This is a genomic window from Enterococcus sp. 5B3_DIV0040 (genome assembly GCF_002140755.1).
GTDB lineage: Bacteria > Bacillota > Bacilli > Lactobacillales > Enterococcaceae > Enterococcus_D > Enterococcus_D casseliflavus.
Map to the genome: position 1 here is coordinate 700,419 of NZ_NGLC01000002.1, position 23,309 is coordinate 723,727.

Genomic DNA, 23,309 nt, shown 5'->3' on the forward strand with positions numbered 1-23,309 from the left:
TTGATTGAATTGCTTGCTTTAGAAAATGATGAGGAATTGATACGGATCGTTTTTTTATCTTTTGTTACGGCTATTTCTTTGTTTTCTTTTTTGTATATATGTGGCTGACGTTACTAAATCTTATATTAGTAGGAGGAAAAGTGATGACAATGATCAAAAAAATAGAAACAGGAGCAATACTGATAATCCTTATGTTTTGTCATTTTCTTTGTTATGGGTACTTTTTGATTAGTATAGATAGACACGAATTCGTTTGTTCAAGTATTTTCTTGTTATCTATCCTATTCATCTATTTCGTAATGTATCGGCTTATAAAATGTATGTCCAATAAAGAGTAAATGGGATGTTCTTCAGTGAGAAAAAGTTTTTCCATTGAAAAGATCATTGACAAAAGACGAGGGAGGGAGAATTGTGGCATTTTCAACAACGCATTATTATGTGAAACCGATCGTTCCACCAATCAAAACAGGGATTTGTTTTAGGGGGAGTATTTTAAGAACATTTGATGCGAGAAATGCGTTGCTTCTTTCTGAGCCTTTTCTGTCTAGCAGTCGATTCTATTATCAAAACGATCCAAATTTCGCCAAAAAGTTAATGGTCTATCATGGACAACTTAAGGCTACAAGAAAAGCACTTTTGAGCCAAACCTTTGGTGTGAGTCGGCATAGCCATCATCTTTCCAATCATTTTGAGGCAGAAGCCGAAAGCATTGAGACAATCGTAAACAAACTAGCGAATTGGGTGTTTTCCCCTTGTGCGCTTTCTTTTGCTTATTCATTATCAGAAGAAGAGCGGCTATCCGTGAAAGAAGGACGTTTTTGGCTCAGAAAAATGTTCCGGCAGAGGAAGCGAGCGATTCAATGTCTTTATCCGAAAAAAGAGTATCGTACATTTCATCTGTTTTTACATGCGTGCAATGAGTTCTTATACTCGTTAGGGGAACAATCACTTCAACTTACAGATTCGCTAGATCTATTTTTTGACATTGGCTCAAACGTTGATTGGTTCTTGTTGAGTATCACAGAATGTGACTATCACCAATCAATAGCCTTTAAAAGGCTATTCAGTTCGACGATTCGAGTGATGAATGATTTAGTGAGTATAGCGGGAGTATTCACCATTTTCTATCAGCCAAATGCTTTAGAATTGTATTTAGCACAGGAAAAAACATTCCTAGAAAAAATAAAGAAATACAAAGAACTCTTTCGAGAATTAGTGAGGAGTGGCAATCGAATCATTGAGCTACAAACGTTAATGAATAAAGGAAAAAAAGAATTAGAAATCATTCTTAAAGAAACAAAAAAACGAAACGAGCGAGAAGAAGCATTGCAGGAAATTCAATCGATGCATACTATTGCAGTAGATCGAAGAAAGAATATGTACTAAATAAGGCTCAGTATTGCTAGCATAATATCTTATCAATTAACGTATTTAAGAGAAAAAGATAAAGCATAAATATGGAGCTTTTCCAAAGGCAACCTAATTCTAAAGACAGTATCCATTGGCCAATATTCCAAAATAATTGAAGATAAGTAAGAGCAAAAAGCATAATGAAAGTGACTAAAGCGAAAGATAGTAAGAATAAGAAAGGTGAAAGATGTTGCAATTGCAGTATTTGATCCAAATGAAAATCTGTTAGTTTGTTGCAAATTAAGAATAGAAGAAAAAAGCTCGAATTAAAAAAATGCAGGGAATCTATACTTTCAATAATAATTTCTTTATATCCCAAAAGAGCTTTATCAAGTATTTCCCAAACGACAAATAAAAATTGGAGAAGAACGAGTAGAAGCCATAAATCAAAAAGATTTGGCAATAATAATTGGAATTTGGTAGTGAGAGTAGATATTGTATCTTTTCCAAATAAAATAATCATTATTTTAAAGAGAGACTGTAAAATAGAAAGTACATTTTTAGTAAAGAAAGTTGATAAAAAGAGCATGCTCATCAATATTTTAGGGATAGTATCTACGAATTGTTTGAAATGAGTAAGTAATGTATTTATAAATGGCAGAATAATGTTCACCTTCTTATTTTTAGTTAATGATTAGGAATATACATGAAATAGTGGTTATTTTTTTGAGCCAACCCCACTTGTTGGGCAATGACAAGATTCGTTGGTGCGTAGTTGATTGTAGGAAGTGTGATTTCATTTTGGTCCTGATTGGTAACCTCAATAGGAAAGCTCAATTCTTTTCCATTTGTTGTGGTGAGGATGGCTTGGGTATTGCCTTTAAAAATGATGGTTTCGATTTGCCAAATGCCGAGATCTTTCAGATCGTCGCCTTCTTTTTCTTGGAGTTGGGCAAAGTCAAATATTTGTGTTTCTTTCGTTGGTTCGGTTGAAACGGTTGATTCTATTACTGGTTGGTTTTCTTTTGGTTTTTCGTTTAAGTGCTCAAAAGCTAGAAAAGCGAACAGGCCTACGAGTATTAAGAGAGCACCGAATAAGTATTTAAATGGTTTTGTCACAAAGCATCGATCCTTTCGTAGTTTGTAGATTTAGTATAAACCGAGGATTTTTCCTTTGTCTAGATAGGAAAAGGAATCAAATAAAAAGCGATTGGTAATTGCAGAAATAAAGGATAGAATCCTAGGTTAACAAAGTGATTCATAGCAAACAATCGTAGTTCGGTACCAAAAAAAAAAAAAAACGGTAAAACCTATTGACATTTACTTTCTATCAAGATAAACTTGATTTATAAAGAAAGAACGAAAGAAGGTGGGAACAAAATGGCCGAAACAAGTGCAGCAATCAGCCCGGAAACACGCGAAAAATTAAATGCGATCAAAAAAGTATGGGATGCACGCCCAAAAGAATTTCAGGTTCGAATTTCCAATCGAATCGTGATTGATACACTTGTCGAACGTGAATATCAAGCAATTCAAGAAGAACTGAAGGCATTAGAACAAGCAGGTGAGTAGTTTTCTCATTCGAAACAAGAATCAAAAGAAAAAGAAAAAAGAAAAAATAAAAAAGTGAGGAGAATTCAAATGAGTAAAAAAGCAGTGGTTAGTTTGATTGTTGGCGCAGCGGCAGGCGTGGTATTTTTCACGAGTGGGAATGAAGCCCAGGCGTCAGAAGTAGATGGTGTGTGGACCCCACGTACGGTGGAACAAATCAAAGCAGACATAAACAAAGCCAAAGACAACAAGTATACGATTGTCTGGGGCGATACCCTAAGCGGCATTAGCCAAGCAACGAATATCACGGTACAGAAACTAGCGGATATAAACAAGATTGCGAATGTCGATTTGATTTACGCAGGCAATACGCTCGTCTTTGATGGTAATGTAGTTACTGCGAAAAACGATAAGGGAGAAACCGTGGCACAAACAACGGTTCAACCAAAAGACAAGAATGATGCCAATAAACCGGTAGGCAAACAAGCGCCTGCAAAACAAGCAACAGAAGAAGCAAAACCAGCGGCACCTGCACAAAATAATCAAGGAACAACAAAATCAAGTACACCAGCGGAACCAAGCAATTCTGGGACAAGCACTTCGAATGACGGGACAAACAGCAGTAAAACCGGGACAAGTAGTTCTACTGGCGGGACAACGGCTTCTACGGGTAAGGTAGAAACACCTGCTCAACCAGCCCAATCAATAACACCAAGTCAACCGGCAGAAAGCAAACCAGCTGATAGTAAGCCAACGCAACCAAGCAAACCGTCTCAACCGACAACACCAACACAACCAAGTACCGGTGGAGAACAAGGCGGATCGACAACAGTTCCTGTCACTGATCCTTTGACAGTAACAGACCAAGAACCAATGCCGGGAACTCTTGGTAATAGCGGGAAAATATTTAACTCTGAGGTTGAGGCTGAAGCATACGGTGAAGCAGAAGCAACAAATCCAGATAGCAAATGGTATGGATACGAATGGCAATGGTTTGATTTAGTAAATAAAAATTATGAACCTATTGGTAAATGGACGGTAAACTTTAATCAATAACAAGTATATGGCAAAAGGTATCAGTATTTTTACTGATATCTTTTTTGTTTGGAGGAAACCACCATGAAAAACTATCCACGGGCACGTTCCCCGGATCGAATCAAATAGAAACTACCTATTCACGTCGTTATCCATTCCGATAACGGCGTTTTATTATACAAAATTTTTCAGAAAGGAAGGAATTTTTGTGCAACAAAGAATAAGAAAGAATTGGTTCAAGGCCGCAGCTCTCGTGGCATTTTCGCAGTTTTGCTTTTTGACCGGGACGTTTCAAGCACAAGCGGAAGAAACAGCTGTTGGACAACCAACGGTAGAAACGACAACACCAGCTCCCGCTGAAGCAGTCGAAGTTCAACCGATAGAAGAAGCCGTACCAGCTATAGAAACACCAGCTGAGCCTGTGCCAGAGACCGATGCGCCGACAACGAATTCAAAAGCAGCTCTTGATCAAACGATCGGGGAAACACAAAATCCGGGTGACAGTCCAGCTGTTGCTCAACCAGTAGAAGTAGAAACAGTCATTTCACCGGAATCATCAGAAGAAAGTACGTCGAATACGACACCATCTTCTGAACTAGCCGAAACAACAGAACCAACAGAGGAAACAACTCCAGAAACTGAATCAACACCAGCTTCGACAGAATCTTCTGTAGAAAAAGCGACAGAAACACCCGCTACGGATACAGAAAAATCCGTTGAAGAAGCTATAGAAAAGAAGGATACGGCAGAGAAAGTAGAAACGGAAAAAGCAGAAACATTGGTTGAGGCTTTGGAAACAAAAGAAACTACGGTTTCCGAGAAAGAAGTAAAAGAAACACTTGTGGTTACTCAACCACGAGCAGCTCGTGTTCGTCGTGCTGCAGTTTCTACTCGTGCCGCAAATACGGCAAATGTAAAAATGACAGAAGTTGCTCCGCAACCGACAGAAGGTATTTTTTGGGCAGAAATGCGTTTGCCAAATGGAACGCCATTTGCATATGATAAAATTGATCTTTTTGAAGTTAATGGGAAAGTTGCCTTTTGTATTGAACCTGGGGTAGAAGGTGCTTCAGGGACATTTACAGAATCAGCCTTGAATACGTATTTGACAAATGCAAACGTTCGTAAAAAAATTGAATTAATTGCTTATTTTGGTTGGGAAGATAGTAAAGATAAATCACTTCATCGTCGAATCGCAACACAATTATTTATTCATGAACAGTTGAACTCAACTCCGTTGATGGTTAATAAGGTGTTGAATTACGATGCATTTAAAAATGAGATCAACCAAAAAATAGCGGCGTTTGACAAAAAAGTATCTTTTGCTGGAAAAACCGAAACTGTTAAAGTTGGCGAAACAATCACTGTAACAGATACGAATAACTCTTTAGGGAATATCAAAAAGATAACTCCTTCTAAAGGGATTACCGCAAAAATTCAAGGCAATCAATTAGTGATTACCGCAACGAAAGATGCGTCGGAAAAAGCAACTATTACTCTTCATAAAACAAAATTGAATAGAACTTCTCTAGTCTATAAACAACCTGGAAAACAAACGATTTCTGTATTAGGAGATCCTACTGGTGGGCGAGTTACACTTAATCTAAACGTCCTTAAACAAGGCAACCTTGAAATTTTAAAGATTGATGCAGATACTAAGAAGCCTTTAGCGAATGCAGAAATCAAAGTGACGATCAATGGGAAAGATCAAACTGTCAAAACGAATGAGAAAGGGATTGCGACGGTTAAGAATTTGACCCATGGCACCAAAGGAACCGTTGTTGAAATCAAAGCCCCAAGTGGTTACGTTTTGAACAAAACAAGCAAAGATTTTACGATTGAAGCCAACAAAACCATCAAAGTGACCATTGAAAACAAGGCCCAAAAAGGAACCATTACCATTGATAAGTCAGGGGTAGAATTTGGTAAAACCATGCCAAATGATCGCTATGCATTGGCAGGAAATGTATTTGAGGTATTCGCAGGATCAAAAGCGGAAGGTACGCCAGTAGATACAGTCACAACAGATGCGAAAGGAAAAGCCAAAACCAAGGCGTTACCATTAGGGACGTACGCAGTCAAAGAAAAAACTGCTTCCGCAGGTTACGTGTTAAATCCAACCGTGTATGTTGTGAAGCTTTCGTATGCTGGTCAAAACGTTGCGATCACAAATGCGGATCAAAAAATTAAAAACAAAGAACAAAAAGGGATTGCGCGAATCTTCAAAGAAGATGCCGAAACGGGTAATAAAGCCCAAGGCGCTGCGACCTTAGAAGGCGCAGTCTATGGACTTTATCAAGCAGACGGCACAAAAATCAAATCCGTTACGCTAAAAAATATCAATGGAAAAGTCCAAGCAGAAATCAAAGACTTGAAACTCGGAGCTTATTACTTCTTAGAAGAAAAAGCGCCAGTCGGATACAATCTCAATACGAATAAGATCCACTTTGAGTTAGTCTATGGTGGACAAGACAAAGAAACTGTCACAAAAGAAGTTATCGCAAAAGACCAAGTAATCAAAGGAACGATTGAAGGGGTCAAGGTCGGCAATAAAGACTTTGTGGATACAAAAGATCCTGACAAGAAGCCAAAACTTGCAGGCATTGAAATTTCTTTAACCTCAAAAACAACCGGGAAAGTCGTTAAAGCAGTTTTGACTGACAAAGACGGGTACTTTACCTTCGGTAAAAACGCGGTGGTTTTTGATACCTATATTGTTTCTGAAACGAAAGGCAAGGAAGGCTACAAATTGTTTGAACCGTTCGAAGTAACGATTTCCGAACAAGGTCAAACCTTCCGTTATGTGTTAGAAGACCAAATCATTGAGCAACAAGTCAAAATTGTGAAAGTGGATCAAGAAACAGGCAAAGTGATTCCACTTGCTAATACGGAGTTCAAGATCTTTGATACCTTAGCGAATGAGTATGTTACGTTTGCCATTCCAAATGATACGGAAGTCACCGATATTTTCCGGACAAATGACAAAGGCTATCTCGTTACAAACGGTACGTTTACCTATGGAAACAATCGGTACCGTATCGAAGAAATCAATGCACCGAAGAATTATGTCTTAAACAAAACACCGTTGGTGTTCTCGATTACCGATGACACAGAACCAATCAAAGTGATCAATTTTGCGAACCGCCAAGCACGGAAAAATGTGAAATTGTTCAAGTATGAAGAATGGAACAAGAAGAAAACACCACTTTCTGGTGTGACGTTTACGCTGTATAACCAAACAGGCAAAGCCTTAGGAGAATACACCACCGATAAAAACGGGGAACTCCTGGTCAAAGGGTTAGTTGCCGGGGCTTACTACTTTAAAGAAAATGCGCCATTAGAAAGCTTCCAACCAAATACAGACAAACAAGCCTTCACGGTTGCTTTCAAACAAAATGCGCCCGATGATGGGGAAACGTTGTTGGTTTCTGTACGCAATTACTTGATTCCACCAACCTTGGAAACACAAGCGTCGAATAAAGAAGATGGCGAAAAAGTCGTTGATCCATTAGAAACAATCGTGATCAAAGACAGTGTTTCCTATACGAATTTGTTTGTCGGCAAAGAATACACCATTTCCGGTGTGTTGATGAATAAAGCAACGAACGCGCCGATCCTGCAAGATGGCAAAGAAATCAGAAAAACGTTGACTTTTATCGCAGACAAAGCCAACGGCACAAAAGACTTGGAGTTTGTGGTCAATGCCAGCGTCTTAAAAGGGCAAACCATCGTTGTCTTTGAAAAACTCTTCCGTGACGGCATTGAAGTTGCGGCACATGAAGACATTACTGATGAAGCCCAAAGTGTGAAAGTAAACAATCCAACCGTTCATACGACAGCTGTCTTTGAAGATGGCTTAACCGTCGCAGACCCAACGGGGCTGTTTACCTTAAACGATACTGTTGAAATTACCGAAATTCTTCCAGGAAAAGCGTATTTGGTCAAAGGAATCTTAATGGACAAAGCAACCGGTGAAGCATTACTTGTGCATGGCAACACGGTAGAAACCAGTGTAGGCTTTATTGCCAAAGCAGAAAATGAAACGGTGATCGTGCCATTTACCTTTGATTTAACCGGCTTAAATGGTCGTGAAATTGTCGTGTTTGAAAGTCTCTTTAGAAATGACGAAGAACTGGCAAACCACAAAGACCTCAATGACAAAGGCCAAACCGTACGTATCACCAATCCAGCAATCGGCACCAAAGCAACAGACAAAGAAACCGGCTTACAAGTGATTGATCCATTGACGGTTGTCACGATTACGGATGCTGTTTCTTATCATGATCTGATTGTAGGAAAGACGTATACCGTTAACGGCATCTTAATGGATAAAGAAACAGAAGAGCCAGTCCTGGTAGATGACAAAGAAATCACCAGTACGTTAACCTTTGTGGCAGAAAGTACCGACGGTACAGTCAACTTAGACTTTATCCTAGATGCCCGTGCGTTGCGAGGCAAAGAAGTCGTGGTCTTTGAAGATCTCTTTAGAGATGGCGTATTACTAGCAACGCATGCGGATATTACGGATGAAGGCCAAACGGTACGGGTAACGAATCCAAAAGTTCGTACCAAAGCAACCCACAAGCCAACCGGTTTGAAAGTGGTCAATCCATTAACGAAAGTCACCATTACAGACGCAGTGAGCTATCACGATTTGATCGTTGGTAGAACCTATACGGTTAATGGGGTATTAATGGACAAAGCAACAGAAAAACCAGTGCTAGTAGACGGCAAAGAAGTCACCAGTACGTTAACCTTTGTGGCAGAAAGTACCGATGGTACAGTACACTTAGACTTTATCCTAGATGCCCGTGCATTGCGAGGCAAAGAAGTCGTGGTCTTTGAAGATCTGTTTAGAGAAGGCGTATTATTAGCCTCTCACGCAGACATTACCGACAAAGACCAAACCATTACAATCGTCAATCCAACGATTACCACCAAAGCGACCAACGCCGAAGGTGGAAAAGAGATTTTGGCGTTGCCAAATCAGAAAGTGATTGAATGGGTTCAAGTCAACGGTCTAGCGATCGGTCAGTTGTACAAACTGATTGTTCAAGGTTACTTAACACCAGACGGCACGCCATTTGAAGGCACCCATGCGGAAAAAGTCTTTACGGCAGACAAAGAAACCATGGAATTCTTGTTTGAATTCTTGGTAGACGGTCGGAACCTTGCCGGAAAAGGCTTAAGCTTTGCGGAATGGCTCCAAGCCAAAACGGAAGACGAGAAAGAACCGTTTGAAGAAGTCGCAAAACATAACGTGGATCTCACGAATAAAGATCAAACCGTTCAATTTGTGGAAGCACCAAAACCACCAACTCCACAACCGCCAAAACAAGCGGCCGTGGTGCCAATGTTGCCAAAAACAGGTTCAGAAGATAATAGTATCTGGCTCATTATTGGCCTAATCTTTGTCCTTGCGGCAAGCTTGATCGGGTATGATTTGTACAAAGTCAAAGACTAAACAAGACGAACAAGCGGTTAGACAACTAGCCGCTTGTTTGATTTTTGTTTGTGGGTCGATTATTTTCCTAGTATATTCATTAATCCGGAATAAACTGTATTTTGAAATTTCGACCATTTTAATTGATCGATGAAGGATCGGAAATGTTTTGAAAACTTCGGAGAATTCCATTTTCGATGTCTTTTTTGATTGGAGGGATAATGTGAGATTATATATTGTTCAAAAATTCTATAAGGATGAACATCTTGAAAATCCTATTTTCTTTTACAACGAAGATTTGATGATTCAGTATTTAAGAGAGATCAATCAATCCAGTTTCTTTAATTATAAAGGAATTGTTGTTGAACCATTTTATAAAGACATTAATAGAGATTTTTTTGTGCTTGATAAAAGTATTTCAGAACTTTTTGATGAATTTAGGAAAAATATTAAGCCGGAATATCAATTTTTAGCACAAGAATTGTTTTATAGATTCTGTCCTTTCTGTACCAGAAAAACAACGAGTGTGTAACCAACAACGAATCAAAGAACAAGAAGAACAGTGCAAGAAGGAACGACGAGTGGATATACTAGAAACGATTTTTTCTATCCTTGTCATTCTTTTCTTTCTTGTAGTGGGTTATCTTTTGTGTATTTAGAACAATAAAATTGATTTTTAGAAAGAAGGGAAAGAAGATGAACAGAAAAAAAGGCTATTTTTGTTTTTTTGTGATTGTCTCAACGGCTCTTCTCGTTTATTCAGTTGTTGATCGGTACGATAAAGAATTACCCAAAGAGTTAGCGGAATTTTCTTGGCAACTGTCTGTGCTTTTGGATTATCCATTTTTTCTTTTGTTCTTTTTCTTGTTACTCACGGTTTTTGTTGTGATAGAAAAAGATTTTGGGAAGGAAGAAGAAGGGAAAATCCATTCTCGGCGCAAATATCGAAAAAGTATATTTTGGGATAATGAGTGATACGTGTTCTTTGGTCTCTTTTTTGTTTTTCGTAGGATCCTATTTCTTCTATGCCGTTTTGCATATTTTAAGTGTGTGGCAGAACGTTTTTTTGGTTGAAAAGAATGGAAAAAATGATACCCAAAATGAAGAATATGAAAGTTCATTGCCAAAATTCCGAAAATAAAGCTTTGTGTTGTCCATGAGTCAATAGTAGTGATTACTTGTTGAGAATATGCATCTTCTATATTTTCTATAGTAGTGAGCTCAGTAATTAGAGAGAATAAGGTACAAAATAAGGTAATGATTGTTGAAAGAGCTTTTGTCCATTCTAAAAAATGACTGATAGAGTGGTTTGTTTTTGTTTTAAGTATGTTTAAGGAACAATGATTGATAAAAATGCTTATTGCTAATATAACGCAAAGGAATTTAGGAAGTAAGTTTATGGTTAGTGGTTTATATAAACTGAATACTATTATAGAAACAAAGACTGAAGTAAAAACAATTATGTAACAATATAGATAAGTAATGGCAAAAAATAGGAGAGGATGGATAGTTCTATGTTTTTTCGAGTGAAAAGATGGCTTCATAAGGTACCTCTTTCTTTTTGGTATATATTGTTTGCTTCACTTTTTACGGTCTTTTCTGATAGTTGTGCGAGTAAAAAAATCGTTTTTTCTTGGGATCAAGTGATTTATATTGGTTTTGTGTTTATTTTACACTTTGGTTTTTGTTATTGTCTATGGATCGCTTATTTTTCTGATTGAATGATCATAAATACGTTTATTTTGCGATTTGAGACGTTTTAATTGATCGATGAAGAATCAGTCGAAAAAGTTTTTAAAACCTCGGAGAAAGCGATTCTCGAGGTCGTTTTTTTGTAAAACGGGATTTTTTAATTAAGCCTGCAAATAAAAAGTCAAGCAAAAAATTGGAAAAAGAGCTATCTGGATTGAAGGCATGACAAATAGAACCACCGATAATCGCTGGTTTCAACTTATGCTCTCAAAAACAAAAATCATTCCTCTTCTGAAAGTGAAGCCAGATACTCTTTTACTCGACCGTAATATATACGCAAAAACTTATTCGCACCAGCAGTCATGTAAACATAGTACGGTTTTCCCTCTGCTCGTTTCTTAGAAAGAAATGCGTAAACTGGATCATTTTCGGGTGATGTTTTCACTAAAACGTCCATTACTTGAAACAGTGATTTACGCAGTTGAGAAGATCCACGTTTAGAAGTTCGTACACTTTTCTGATTATAGGTGCTGGATTGATTGACACCTGGATCAACCCCTGCAAAAGCAGTCAAGGCGCCTCGACGTGAAAAGCGGCGAACATCGCCAATCTCTGCCATGATCTGTGGACCTAAAGAAGGACCTACACCTTTCATAGCCATAACTACAGGATATTCTGGTAATTGTGCAGCTGTTTGATCCATCTGTAGGCGTAACTGCTCAATAGTCCTAGAAAGAGTGTTTAACTGTTCAATTGCTTGCATAATTAAGTTTTTGGTCATTTTGTCTTTAGGTAAAAGAGCAATCAACTCTTTAGAGGCTTCGAAAATTTGCGCTGGTTTATCTGGATGGAAGTCGTAACCTTTACGCACACAGAACTTCCGATAACGTTCAGTGAACACACTCAAAGAGACCTTGCGAACACAATCGACGTGCCAAAAAGAGGCGACAAAATCAACCCATTTCTGGCTGCCATCTTTTCGAACAGGACTGGTGAAAAAAGTATTCGCTCCAGGAAAGGTTTGATCCAAAAGAGCAATGAGATTATTTTTAAGAGCGGTCTTATGTTTCATGTAAAAATCAAACTGTCGGTTCATGGTTTTTAGTTGATCTCTTGTCTTGTCCATAAAGCAATACTGTCGTAGGTCATTCCAGTTGTCAAGAGCGTAACGAGCAATTTTGAGTGCATCTTTTTTGTCAGATTTCACTTTACGAAGAGAATTGTTTCCAAAATCTTTAATGAGTTTTGGATTGACCACACTGACATAAAAATCCGCATCCGAGAGCCAACGAGCAATGGGTTCGTGATAGCGTCCAGTGTATTCCAAGACGATTCTAACTTCTCCTTCTAGGTTTGAAAGAGAATGAATGAAGTCGTCGATGGCACTAGAAGTATGACAGAGTTCAAAGGGACTAGAGATCACTTCACCGAAAGGTCGGAGAATCGAAACAACACTTTTACCTTTAGCAACATCAATACCTACTGCGTTCAAGACAATCAGCTCCTTCAGTTTTGTCGCAATGGAAAGCCAGCGTAAACACATTGCCGATTCAATCTACTGGGGTGTGATACGAACGTACTGGTAAACAGCAGTTCAACCTGCATAAAACGAACGCTGTGAATGAGCAGCTGGTTGGCAGACTTAATCACGGACGCAAAGTCCAAGGAGGAATATGCCCGACCATTGCCCTCTCATTTTAACAGCTTAAGCAACATGATAGATAAAAGGGATTACTAATGGGATTAGTAGTACCTTATAACCTATAAATATATTGTAGTAGGAGGGAAACAAATGGTTGTTTTATCAGGATTATTTTTATTTGGCATCGGATTATTCGGTGGGTATCAGTTGGCTCATTTGCCTAAATGGATCGAGCTTCAAAAAGAACGGGCGATTCGAGATTATTTTAAGGTCAAATCAAATGACTATACGTATGTGGAAGAAGAACTCGATAGTTATATTCTTTCGTTAGACAATCAAGAATATCGAATCAAGTTTTCAAAAAATCATCCTATTCAAGTGGTTTATGCAGAAGCGCTCGGAGTGGAGGCGGAGTGAAAGAAAAAATAACTATTTTTATGGCATTTGAAACAGAGGAAGATTCTCTCTGTTTGGATGTGCCGGTTCATTGTTTGGTCTCTGTAAACCAAGGGGTTATGTTTCTGGAAAAAGCGAATCGAGAATTGTTAGCTGCTGGAAAAGCAGAAGAACTCACCTATTTTTTGTATGAAGATGAAAAACAGGAATTGCCGACATGGGAAGCTTCCATTCAGCTACCGATCACCGAAGGAACCATTTCCGATGCCTTACGAGCCTCATTTTCCGATCTTACGAACGAATCTAGTGACGTCCAAGAAGAGGCACAGGCTTTTTTTCGAGTCTTTACACGCAACTTACCAGACAAAAACAAAGAGAAAGCAACATCGAAAAAGAAACCGAAGGGCGCATTTTCAGAAAGAGCCAGCCCCCCTGAAAAAGAGTTTCCGCATGTCAAACGGAAGCGTCGAGGGCTATGGTTACTTCTATTATCACTCACTGGGCTTTGTCTGTTTGTAGGAGGAGTGTGGATCGGAATCACTGTTTTTTCGCCGCCAGTTTCTACAGATGAACAACATGCGTTCGTGTCTTTAGAACATCAAGTCCAATCGCAAGGGAAGTTGGAGACCTTTAGTCGTTATTTTTTGACCAATTATTATACAGGAACCACGGAAAAAGAACAGGTTCAAGAAAAAGTTCGACGATTTGTCTCAGAAGAGTTACTTGATCAGATTTCTGGGCAAGAAGCACAACTGAAAAGTGCGTTTCCTTGGGAAAGGAAGGCGCAAAAAGGTTCTTGGAAAGTCAGCTATATTGTAGTATTACAAACGGATAAAGATCCTTTAACCACGAAAAAAGTGACTTTTCAATTGAAAGAAGAACAAGAAAAACTTTTTGTGACGACAATTCCAAAAGAAGAACCTTTTGAGATGAATCAATAAGTGTCAACACTTTCAATAGGAGTGTCGACACTTTTTATATTCAAATAAGAATGGAGGAATAGATGATGAAAAAAATCCTTTTTTTAAGCTTATTTAGTACAACTATTTTACTTGGAACAGTTGGTGTGTCCGCTTCGGCAGAAGAGACGACAACTGACAGTGGGGCAGCTGTGACAGTTCCTAGTGAGCCTGTCGTTCCTTCGGAACCCACACCGACAACACCTAGTGTAGAAACCCCAACAGATCCTGTCGTTCCACCTACTAGTGGTGAAGAGAGCCAACCAACAGTTCCGGTAGATCCTGGGACAAGTGGAACAGAGGTACCGGATACGCCAGACGTTCCTGTGACACCACCAGATGGAGGCGGTGAAACACCCGGAACAACGCCAACAGATCCTGGAACAAGTACGACGGAAACACCAGGGACAACAGAAGCGCCAGGTAGTACAACAGATTCTTCTACAACGGAACAACCAACAACGTCTTCTACGAGTGAAGAAGTACCAGAAACACCAAAAGAAGAACCAAATCAACCGGCAGAAGAACCAAAAGAAGACAAAGAAACTGAACCGAAGGAAAATAAACCAGCGGCTCCGGCAAAAGAAGTCACAGTGTCAGTAGATGCTTCTGGAAACATTACAACAGGTGCTGCTCAAGGAACAAGTGTACCGATTGTCACCAGTGATGTAAAAGAATTAACCCATATTCCAACACCGACTACGCCATTAAAAGCAGCAAGTGGTCAAACGATTGTTGGGGTGAAAGACGGGGTACCACTGGTTCAAGACAGTCAAGGCAATTTGATAGAAGATGTTTCGATTCCAGTAAAGAAACTGCCTAGCGGAAATATTGAAGTCAAAACAGCGGATGGAAAGACCAAAGTCTTACCAAAAACCGGGGAAGAAATTCATGCGGCACTTTCTATTCTAGGGGTGATTATGACAAGTATTGCTGGGTTCTTTGGCTATAAAAAGCACTGTAAAGGATAAAATCCGTGAAGAAAAAACTACTTGTCGGTCTTGCGGGCTTCTTTTCTCCGTTGTTCTTGTTATTGATTTTTTCTTTATTTGTGACATTATTTGTGACGAGTTGGGATGTCAAAGAATCTGAATGTTTGATGCCAGCAGACTATACGTCAGAAGAATCTACGACTGTCCCACGTTCTATTGATGAATTTGTCAAGACGCATAAAGATGCCTATATCCTCTCGTGGAAAGCGGGGGGCTTTTTGCCGTCGGCCAGTATCGCCCAAACCATGGTGGAAAATGGGTTTAACTTTACGAATCCTTTGGGAACCAGTTTTTGGAAAGCCCACAACATGGGAGGCGTCAAGACATCAAAACTCAGTGATTTTCCTCTTACGTTAGCTACGTTTGGCAAAGATGCGGTAGATATTACCGGCACAAAACCTGGGACAACTGTTGGGGATAATACAGGTGGCGCGTATACGTGGTTCAAAAGCTATAGTGCCGGGATTGTCGGGAAAGCGGAATTTATGGCGCATCAAAGCCTTTATAAAGGCGCGATCAATAATACAGATGGATTAGCTGCACTACGTGCGATTGCGCAAGGCGGTTGGGCAACTGATCCAACCTATCTCGTAAAACTAACAACCACCTACAATAATTTAGGTAGAAAGTTCCAATGGTTAGATCAAGAAGCAATCGAAAAGTATGGAACAACCCCTTACCAAGCAAAGGCAGATATTCACGATGGATGGATTGATTTACCAGAAAAACAAAGTCAAGCGACAATCCATGCATCTAAACGAAATAAGATCGTTGAATTGGCGAAAAGTCGGATTGGTGTGCCTTATGTTTGGGGTGGACGTGATTGGACGAGTGGAATGGATTGTAGCGGTTTGACGATGTTGGTGTATCAAAAAATTGGAATTAATTTACCGCCAACTGCGGAAACACAATCCAACGCAGTAAAAAGAATCGAACAAGACCAGGCCAAGCCAGGAGATTTAGTCTTTTGGGGACCTGCAGGACAATCCCATCATGTAGCGATTTACATTGGGGATGGGAAGATTATTGAAGAACCGCAACCAGGCGAAACCTGCAAAGAAAATGTGTTGTATGGGGACTATTGGTTTGGTTCGGTGGATGGCTTAACCAACGATTTAGATAGTGGTACCGATGAAGAAGGTTGTCTGTTACCAAGCGCAACCGAAACTGCCGCCGGACAAGTTGTCGGCCAAAATTCTGCGCCGACATTAGAAGTACCAGCGGAATACAAAGGCAAACTAACGTTACCCACTCCTGATAATAAAAACTATGCCGGTAACAATTATCCCTTTGGACAATGTACTTGGGGAGCGTATAATCGCATGGCACAACTTGGCACACCAATTGAATGGTTTTCAGGCGACGGTGGCAATGGCGGCTCCTGGGGCGCTTCTGCACGTGCAAGAGGCTATACCGTGGTGAAAGGCAAGCCACAAGTTGGTTGGGCAGCAAGTTTCTATGGTGGTTTAGCTGGGTCTACGCCCCCTTATGGACATATTGCCGTCGTGGAATATGTCAATCCAGACGGTAGTATGTTGGTTAGTGAAACTAATGTCGTAAGTAGTGGTTCTGGGACACGTTCTTGGCGTGTGATTGATAAAGCGACTGTGGATCAAGTGGAATTTATACAAGGAAAAGGAGGCTAGTGTCTATGGACAATTATGATTTTATTAGCAAAATTGGCTGTCCCGTATTGTTGATCCTACTTGTTTTAGGTGGTTTTTGGTTTGTGTCTGAAAGAAAAGAACAAGGAAGGGAAATTCAACGGTACCAACAGGCGTTAGCGAAGCAAAAAGAAACGCTTGTTGAGACTGAACAACGCTTAGAAAAATTTTCTAAGCAAACAGAAACCAAACCCAAAGAAACAAGCAACGAAGGGCTAGTGACTGCCACCAGCCAGCTGTTTTCTGCTGTATTTGACTATCATTCAGACCGTGAAAAAGAAAGCGTCAAAGCAAGAAAGGAACAAGCGAGCGCATTTGCGAACCAGCAAGCATTAAATGGGCTTTTTCCAAAAGACGCAGATACAATCACCCCTTCTGTCATAACGGTTTCCCGTTTAGAAAGAGAGCCAGAAATCTATGTAATGGCGTCTGAAAAGCAGGAAATCAAAGCGTTAGTCCTAGTGGAATATTCCGTAACGATTGCTGGGAGCAATGCTCAAAAAGGCACCTTTATGTATAAAGTATCGTTTGACCCTATAGCCAAACAATTTACTGCTGTTAAGAATTTAGGTGACATCCATGTCCCATAAAGGTAGAAGGGTTGATCTCCTTTTAGGAATAGGCACTTGTTTTCTGCTAGGAATTTTTTGGCTTACGGTTTCTACCATACAGACAAATCAAATCATTCAGCAACAATTCCTTGACCGGAGCGTTGTAACGATTGCCACAAATGAAGACCGAGCGCTGGTATTTTACAAAGATGATTGTTCTGATTGCCAAGAGATTTTTCCAGAATTGTACAAGGAAAATTTAGCCAACGATCATTTACTGTTTATTAATCTAAATCAGCCTCGAAATAAAGACTATATTGCGAAGTATCAGTTAAAAACTGTTCCAACGATTGTAACACCAAAAGGCAAATATGCAGGGACAGATACAAAGAAAATACATCAATTGCTAGAAGATCAGAAAAAGGAGTGAGTCTATTGTATGAAGAGTTAAACGATTCAGAACAAAAAGAAGAACTACCAAATGTAACGATCGCAACGACGTATGAATACCAACGTCCCGCGATTCAAGCGGCACTCTTTGTTTTGTGGCGGATTCATAACAAAGGGTATCAAGTCGGGACACGTTTGTTTTACGAAGAGATTCATCAACACATTCACGCGACTAAAGGGGCATATAAAGAAGCTTTGGCGTTTTTAGAAGGGGCAGGTGTTGTGGTCAATGAAGTGGTGGTAGAAAATAAAGTCCCAGCGGTATTGATTCAACGATACGGAATTCTTGAACATGACTAAACGAAAACCTGTATTTAATCCGCATGCAGCAAGCAGTAAAAAAACGGCGATAAAGAAGAAAAGACTACGCGGAACCCGTATTTTTTTCTCTAAGAGACAAAAGAAACAAGCGCCCAATACAAGAACGATTCGTTTTGCGCCACGAAGTGCGCAAAGTGTCGTTTCGTTCTTATTTTTTGGGTTCTTTTTGATTATGTGTGTGGTTGTTTTAATGACTTTTGGCCGGGTAGACACCTTATCTAGAATTGCGATGAGTAAGCAAGTAAATAAAGAGGAATTAGTAACAAATGTCAATAATGCCTTAAAAGACACCGAACAATTGCGCTATGAGGGCATGAAATTAGTCGATCGGTTATTTACCATTTCTCACAAAGACGAAGGAAAGAAGGTTTGGGAAGAGCAACTATCCCCTTTTTTAGCAACTGGATTAACTCCTAGTGATCTAGGCTTTCAGACAACAAGCGTAGACCGTATTGCACGAACGGTTCGTTTTATTAAGATGGACACCATCGATGAAAAAGAGTCGCTCTATCGTTTGTATTATGATGTTCAGTTTACAGAAGGGGAGACGTGGCAACAAGTACAACTCATTCTTCCAGTCAGTTACGAGGGACAAGTAATCAAATTGATAGATGTTCCCTCTTTTGTGAATCTTACACCAACTTCCGAAAAAAATACGAGTACCTACCAAGAAAATCGTTTTACGCCAAAAGGGACAGACGTCACAGACGAAGAAAAAGAGAAAATGATCGAGTTTGTCCAGCGATTCTTTGAGTTGTATGTGTCTAATGATGAAAAGTTAGCGTTGATTACGAATGTTCAAGGACTAGGAAGGGCGGAATTAGTGAATGTCGAACCAAAACAAGTGCTAAAAATAGACAATGGCAATTACTACGTTCAAGGCGTTTACACGTTTGCTTTTGATGAGAGTAACCCATTAACGTCTAAATTTACGTTAGAAATTAAACCCACCAAAGAAAGTTATTATGTAACGAAAATGAATGGAGAGTGAAACGATGTTTGATTTTAAACCCATTTGGGAGAATTTATCCGGACAAGTGATTATTTTATTGTCGATTGTTGCCTTATTTTTGATTGTGGTAGGCTTGTGTACACAAGGATTTGCCCGTACGATTTGTACCGTTTTAGGTGTGTTATTGTTAATTGCGTTGATTTTAATATTATCTGATGCAGAAAAAATAGGAATTTGGATTAAGGATAAGATATTTAACCCTGATGCAGGGGTTATTTTACCGCCGAAAGGATGGATTGATGGATGGAGTACAACTATACAAGAGAATTTAAACAGCCTATCAAAATTTATGCCATAAAGGGCCATGCGATTCCGTTAGCTCCTAATGGCATACGGTTGGAGCATATCGTTGTTGGTGGCGTGTTTCTCTTTTTAGCTTTATTGATTTGGTTATTAGGGTTTATTGCCAATGTGTCCTTTATCCAATCTCTGTTTACGAATTATTGGTTGATCATCATAGCAGGAGTTGGTGTTCTTGTTTGGACTCTCTTTTCATTGAAATGGGATAACAAGAACTTTATTGATTATATTCTAGGACGAGGAAGCTACGTTCTACAGAAAAAGAAACGGTACGAGCATGAACTATTCGTACCGTTTTTCCATGAAAAAGTCACGTATCAAGTGAAAAATTCAACGAGGTGAATAGAGTGTTTCATATAGACAGTGTTTCTAAAGATAAAAAATTAAAGTTTTTGGTACCGAATACTTATCGAAAAGAATTAGTGAAATCAAAGTCCAACGTCTTAATATACGAACATCTAAGCAAATCGTCATCAGACAAAGAGTAATTTCTCTTTAGGTTAGCTGATATGAAATAAGAAATGGGGTAATGGAGTGGCAGTGACAATGAAAGAACCTCGCTTAGCGTTTCCAATAGAAGCAATGACCCAAAATTTTGTTTTTACAAACACACAAGATGTTTGGGCAGGATACAAAATCGCTCACCAAGTGTTTCCTTTAAATGATTTGGATTTTTTTAAGGAATACATTGAAGATGGAGAGGGAGTATTCGAACATGATAACTATGAATATCATTTTATGAATATTCCAGAATATTTTGATCTGGATGAACATATTGAAGAAACGATTGATAAACTGGTACGTGGCAGTTTTTCTGATCTTGGAGAAACGTATTTTCGTCAAGCAGGAGAAATCTTACAAGACGAAGTCCAAATGAATCAGTATTGCACGTATTTATTTGTACGATTTACTACTCCGATTCAAGTAGCCAACCCTTTAGAATACGTGGAATTGTTTAAAGACATGTGTGTACGATTGATTCATCGGTTGACAGGACAACGTGTACCAAGAAGTGTTTTATTATCCACGTTTCGTAAAGCAGAAAAGCAGCTATACAATGATTTGTCCAATTACAAACCGATTGAGCGTTTAGACACGAAAACGGTGGGACGATTGTTTTATTATTTCTTCCACCGAGCCAATACACGCTTGCCTCAACGGGACTTGCTTGTAGAAGAAATGACCGAAGGTGTGATTGAAAATCATCGTGGGTACCTCACGATCGAACAGATAGGAAAGACCCATTATTTATCTTTTTTAACATTAACGGACGTTCCAACCAGTATGTTTGGCAGTGCATTTGTTCAAAACCTTCAAGACAGCTTGTCCTCGCCGATTGAAACGCATACCCGTGTGACATTTGACCATGTAGACAAAGACCGACGACATGTGCATAAGATGCGGAAACGAATTTTTGAACAAGATAAAGATCAAGAAACTGTTGACGGTATTTTAGATGATGATGAGGTGGTGCTATTCGGGGAAGAACGACTACGAGATCTGAATGAGCGATTAAAAACAAAAGAGCGTCGCTTATGCCGGATGACCATCACGTTTGTTTTAGCGGCAGAAAGTAAAAAGGAGTTGGAAGAACGGATCAAAGAAGTTGATTTTGTCCTTGATGGAACAGCGTATAAGTTGTATCGTCCGATTGTCGATCAGCTGACGCTGTTCCATCAGTGTTTAATTGGTAGTTCACAGACATTCAAAAGCTATGAACAAGTAGTAACCACAGGCTATGTGGCGGATCTAGGAATGGATCTGGAAAAAGAGGTAGGGAATCGGTATGGGTTGCCTTTAGGACGTGTGATCACGTCCAAAAAGATTAAATCTGTCCAACAGGCCCTTTCATTATCTAGTAAAATTGTTTGGTTTTTCCCGAACTTAACCAAGCGTGCCATTGAGGGAGCGCAACACACCAACGGAAATACGCTGATTATTGGGCCGCCAGGGCAAGGAAAGTCCGTGTTGGTCAAATATATTTTCTTGTGGTTAACCTTTTTAGGACAAAAAATTTTGTACGTCGATCCAAAAAATGAAACAGAGATTTTCTTCCGAAAAGCGTTGGAAAAATTTGGGTATATCCCAGAATTTAAAGCATTGTATGAGCGGATCAATTTTATTTCTCTATCGAATGAAGAACGATATCGAGGAATGCTTGATCCGCTTTTATTTTTGCCACGAGAACAAGCGATTCAAACGGCTCGTAATGTGCTAGAAAATTTTGGAGAAGTCAATACAGACAGCCATACAGCAAGTGACAAAAAAACGTTAATTTTAGAAGCAGTAGAAAGGGTGATGAATGGCAAAGGGAAAAAGCATTTGACGAAGGTGATTGAAGTCATTCGAGAAAAAGATCCCCAGTTAGCGAAATTGATTTCGGGCCATCATATGGGATTAGGGAAAATCCTTTTAGGAAATGATTATAGCGAACCGATTCGTTTTGAAAATCAAATCAATGTTTTAGGTACGCAAGGCTTGATGATTCCAACACAAGCAGAAATAGATAGCGGACGATTGAATAATGAACAAATTGCTGGAATGTCTATTATGGAAGTCATTATGAAGATGACGTATATTTTCTCTACAGATAAAAATGAAGATGCAGCGATTATTTTTGACGAAGCCAAAGGGTTTGAAGATACCGCTCAGGGACAATTCCTTATCGAAGATAGTTTACGTAAAGGGCGGGCAAATGTGACAGATATTTATCTGGTAACGCAAGCATTTATGGATTATGACAGAGAAGATAAGAAGGAATTGTTGTCGTATAAATTTGCTTTTCGTCCGAATCAAAAAGAAGCGCAAGAAAAAGTGTTACATTTCTTCGGAATGGAATCGAACAGTGCCAATCTACAATTAATCAACGAACTCAAATCAGGTACTTGTTTGTTCCAAGACCACAGAGGACGGAATCAACCGATTGCCATTGATGTTTTATTTGATAGCTGGTTATTGGCGATTTCCTCTACGAATAAAGAAGATGAAGCCACGCAACAAGCGCTTAAGCTAGAACAAGGGGGATAAGAGGGAGGTGTATTTGATGAAGAAATTCTTTATTGGCAGTTTTCTTTTCGTGGGTTTATTTTTGTTTACTGCTTGTGGACATTCGATGATCCAAACATTAACAGATCAAGGTGGCACGTGGGAAGCAGATGGATTTGGGGTAGAGACGGAACTTTATTTTGTCGATGAGCATCAAGTGATTGTGACAGAAGAGGGGAGAAGTTATCCAGGTGAGTATCATTATGAAGAGGATACGCAACGTCTAACGATTTCTCTTCCTGGAATTTCCGCGACTATTTTAACGGATGTCGTTGAAGAAGATGACATGATTCAAGCAAAAAATAATCAAAAATCGGTCTCTTTCACACGAATAGAACAAGGAGAGTGAGTAGATGGATCCGTTGCTTTTATTCAATTGGTTTGTCTTTTTTTTATTGTTATTGTGTTCTGTTGTGGCGTTCCTAACACCAAGCACCGTTGGCTAAAGGTGCTTTTTGATTTGGTAGGGTTAGCTTTGATTGCGATAGATATTTTTTACATTTTAAAAAATTAAATTTTGTTGTGGAGGATTGCCTGTATTAATTGTTTGAGAAAGAAAAGGAATTCTTTTGTTTTCTTTAGATTTAGGCGCCCTTTTTGTTTTTTGGATCTAATAATAGAGAGGATAATTGAATGATTTCTATTATATGCATAACGGATCTCCATAAATAAAAAAAGGATGATGAATACGTATGGGTGAATATTTTGCACGTTTTCTTCTTGTTTTGCTTTATGGATCAATGATTAGTCTTTTCGCAATGAGAGAAGCAAAACAAGAGAAAGGACAATTAAGAACGATTGACCAAGTATTTATTTGTATCAAAGCATTTTTTGCGGTTGTTTGGTTTGATGTTTGTGTTGGATTTTTGAATGTATTATAAACAAAAATAAAATTCATGAAAAGAG

21 protein-coding genes are annotated in these 23,309 nt (G+C 39.1%); 19 read left to right on the forward strand and 2 right to left on the reverse strand.

Annotated elements, in window-relative coordinates; all coding sequences use genetic code 11:
* Positions 1-411: 411 nt before the first annotated feature.
* Positions 412-1,386 (forward strand): hypothetical protein, encoded by a 975-nt coding sequence (locus tag A5883_RS15745; RefSeq protein ID WP_086339003.1) that lies wholly within the window; start codon positions 412-414, stop codon positions 1,384-1,386.
* A 651-nt stretch (positions 1,387-2,037) separates the two neighbouring features.
* On the opposite strand, the gene A5883_RS15755 is transcribed toward A5883_RS15745, so the two are convergent.
* Positions 2,038-2,469 (reverse strand): hypothetical protein, encoded by a 432-nt coding sequence (locus tag A5883_RS15755; RefSeq protein ID WP_086339005.1) that lies wholly within the window; start codon positions 2,467-2,469, stop codon positions 2,038-2,040.
* A 261-nt stretch (positions 2,470-2,730) separates the two neighbouring features.
* Here A5883_RS15755 and A5883_RS15760 point away from each other — a divergent pair, with 261 nt between their 5' ends.
* The 5 genes from A5883_RS15760 (at position 2,731) to A5883_RS15780 (ending at position 10,354) form a co-directional block, all read left to right on the forward strand.
* On the forward strand, positions 2,731-2,922 hold the full coding sequence (locus A5883_RS15760) for a hypothetical protein (RefSeq protein WP_086339006.1): 192 nt from the start codon (positions 2,731-2,733) through the stop codon (positions 2,920-2,922).
* A 69-nt stretch (positions 2,923-2,991) separates the two neighbouring features.
* The gene (locus A5883_RS15765; RefSeq protein ID WP_086339007.1) at positions 2,992-3,957 is read left to right on the forward strand and encodes a LysM peptidoglycan-binding domain-containing protein; all 966 of its coding nucleotides are present in this window, start codon (positions 2,992-2,994) and stop codon (positions 3,955-3,957) included.
* Positions 3,958-4,144: 187 nt separating this feature from the next.
* A complete protein-coding gene (locus A5883_RS19280; RefSeq protein WP_086339008.1) occupies positions 4,145-9,400 on the forward strand; it encodes a VaFE repeat-containing surface-anchored protein in 5,256 nt (1,751 codons plus the stop codon).
* 202 nt (positions 9,401-9,602) lie between these two features.
* Positions 9,603-9,911: a hypothetical protein gene (locus A5883_RS15775; protein WP_086339009.1), complete on the forward strand. Its 309-nt coding sequence runs from the start codon at positions 9,603-9,605 to the stop codon at positions 9,909-9,911.
* 164 nt (positions 9,912-10,075) lie between these two features.
* Positions 10,076-10,354: a hypothetical protein gene (locus tag A5883_RS15780; protein WP_086339010.1), complete on the forward strand. Its 279-nt coding sequence runs from the start codon at positions 10,076-10,078 to the stop codon at positions 10,352-10,354.
* Positions 10,355-11,351: 997 nt separating this feature from the next.
* On the opposite strand, the gene A5883_RS15790 is transcribed toward A5883_RS15780, so the two are convergent.
* Positions 11,352-12,563: an IS110 family transposase gene (locus A5883_RS15790; protein WP_176324016.1), complete on the reverse strand. Its 1,212-nt coding sequence runs from the start codon at positions 12,561-12,563 to the stop codon at positions 11,352-11,354.
* 300 nt (positions 12,564-12,863) lie between these two features.
* Between A5883_RS15790 and A5883_RS15795 the strand changes: the two genes are divergently transcribed.
* From A5883_RS15795 to A5883_RS15855, 13 genes are all read left to right on the forward strand, one after another.
* Positions 12,864-13,130, forward strand: a complete 267-nt coding sequence (locus A5883_RS15795; protein WP_086339012.1) for a hypothetical protein — start codon at positions 12,864-12,866, stop codon at positions 13,128-13,130.
* Entirely contained in the window at positions 13,127-14,050 is a 924-nt protein-coding gene (locus tag A5883_RS15800) for a hypothetical protein (protein ID WP_086339013.1), read from the forward strand. Before A5883_RS15795 ends, A5883_RS15800 begins: the two co-directional genes overlap by 4 nt.
* Positions 14,051-14,115: 65 nt before the next feature.
* Entirely contained in the window at positions 14,116-15,039 is a 924-nt protein-coding gene (locus tag A5883_RS15805; protein ID WP_086339014.1) for an LPXTG cell wall anchor domain-containing protein, read from the forward strand.
* 5 nt (positions 15,040-15,044) lie between these two features.
* Positions 15,045-16,706, forward strand: coding sequence for an NlpC/P60 family protein (locus A5883_RS15810; RefSeq protein WP_086339015.1), 1,662 nt, complete (start codon positions 15,045-15,047; stop codon positions 16,704-16,706).
* A gap of 5 nt (positions 16,707-16,711) precedes the next feature.
* Positions 16,712-17,314, forward strand: coding sequence for a hypothetical protein (locus tag A5883_RS15815; RefSeq protein ID WP_086339016.1), 603 nt, complete (start codon positions 16,712-16,714; stop codon positions 17,312-17,314).
* On the forward strand, positions 17,304-17,705 hold the full coding sequence (locus tag A5883_RS15820; RefSeq protein WP_086339017.1) for a thioredoxin domain-containing protein: 402 nt from the start codon (positions 17,304-17,306) through the stop codon (positions 17,703-17,705). The genes A5883_RS15815 and A5883_RS15820 overlap by 11 nt, the downstream gene beginning before the upstream one ends.
* A 5-nt stretch (positions 17,706-17,710) precedes the next feature.
* Entirely contained in the window at positions 17,711-18,025 is a 315-nt protein-coding gene (locus A5883_RS15825) for a hypothetical protein (protein ID WP_086339018.1), read from the forward strand.
* Complete coding sequence (locus A5883_RS15830; protein ID WP_086339019.1) at positions 18,018-19,037, forward strand: conjugal transfer protein; 1,020 nt, start codon at positions 18,018-18,020, stop codon at positions 19,035-19,037. The genes A5883_RS15825 and A5883_RS15830 overlap by 8 nt, the downstream gene beginning before the upstream one ends.
* A gap of 4 nt (positions 19,038-19,041) precedes the next feature.
* Positions 19,042-19,356, forward strand: a complete 315-nt coding sequence (locus A5883_RS15835) for a hypothetical protein (protein WP_086339020.1) — start codon at positions 19,042-19,044, stop codon at positions 19,354-19,356.
* On the forward strand, positions 19,302-19,700 hold the full coding sequence (locus tag A5883_RS15840; RefSeq protein ID WP_086339021.1) for a TcpE family conjugal transfer membrane protein: 399 nt from the start codon (positions 19,302-19,304) through the stop codon (positions 19,698-19,700). The genes A5883_RS15835 and A5883_RS15840 overlap by 55 nt, the downstream gene beginning before the upstream one ends.
* Positions 19,701-19,904: 204 nt before the next feature.
* Positions 19,905-22,385 carry an ATP-binding protein gene (locus tag A5883_RS15845; RefSeq protein ID WP_441316252.1) on the forward strand — a complete coding sequence of 827 codons (2,481 nt, stop codon included), beginning with the start codon at positions 19,905-19,907 and terminating at the stop codon, positions 22,383-22,385.
* A gap of 16 nt (positions 22,386-22,401) precedes the next feature.
* Positions 22,402-22,752, forward strand: coding sequence for a hypothetical protein (locus tag A5883_RS15850; RefSeq protein ID WP_086339023.1), 351 nt, complete (start codon positions 22,402-22,404; stop codon positions 22,750-22,752).
* 343 nt (positions 22,753-23,095) lie between these two features.
* A complete protein-coding gene (locus tag A5883_RS15855; protein WP_086339024.1) occupies positions 23,096-23,284 on the forward strand; it encodes a hypothetical protein in 189 nt (62 codons plus the stop codon).
* Positions 23,285-23,309 lie beyond the last annotated feature (25 nt).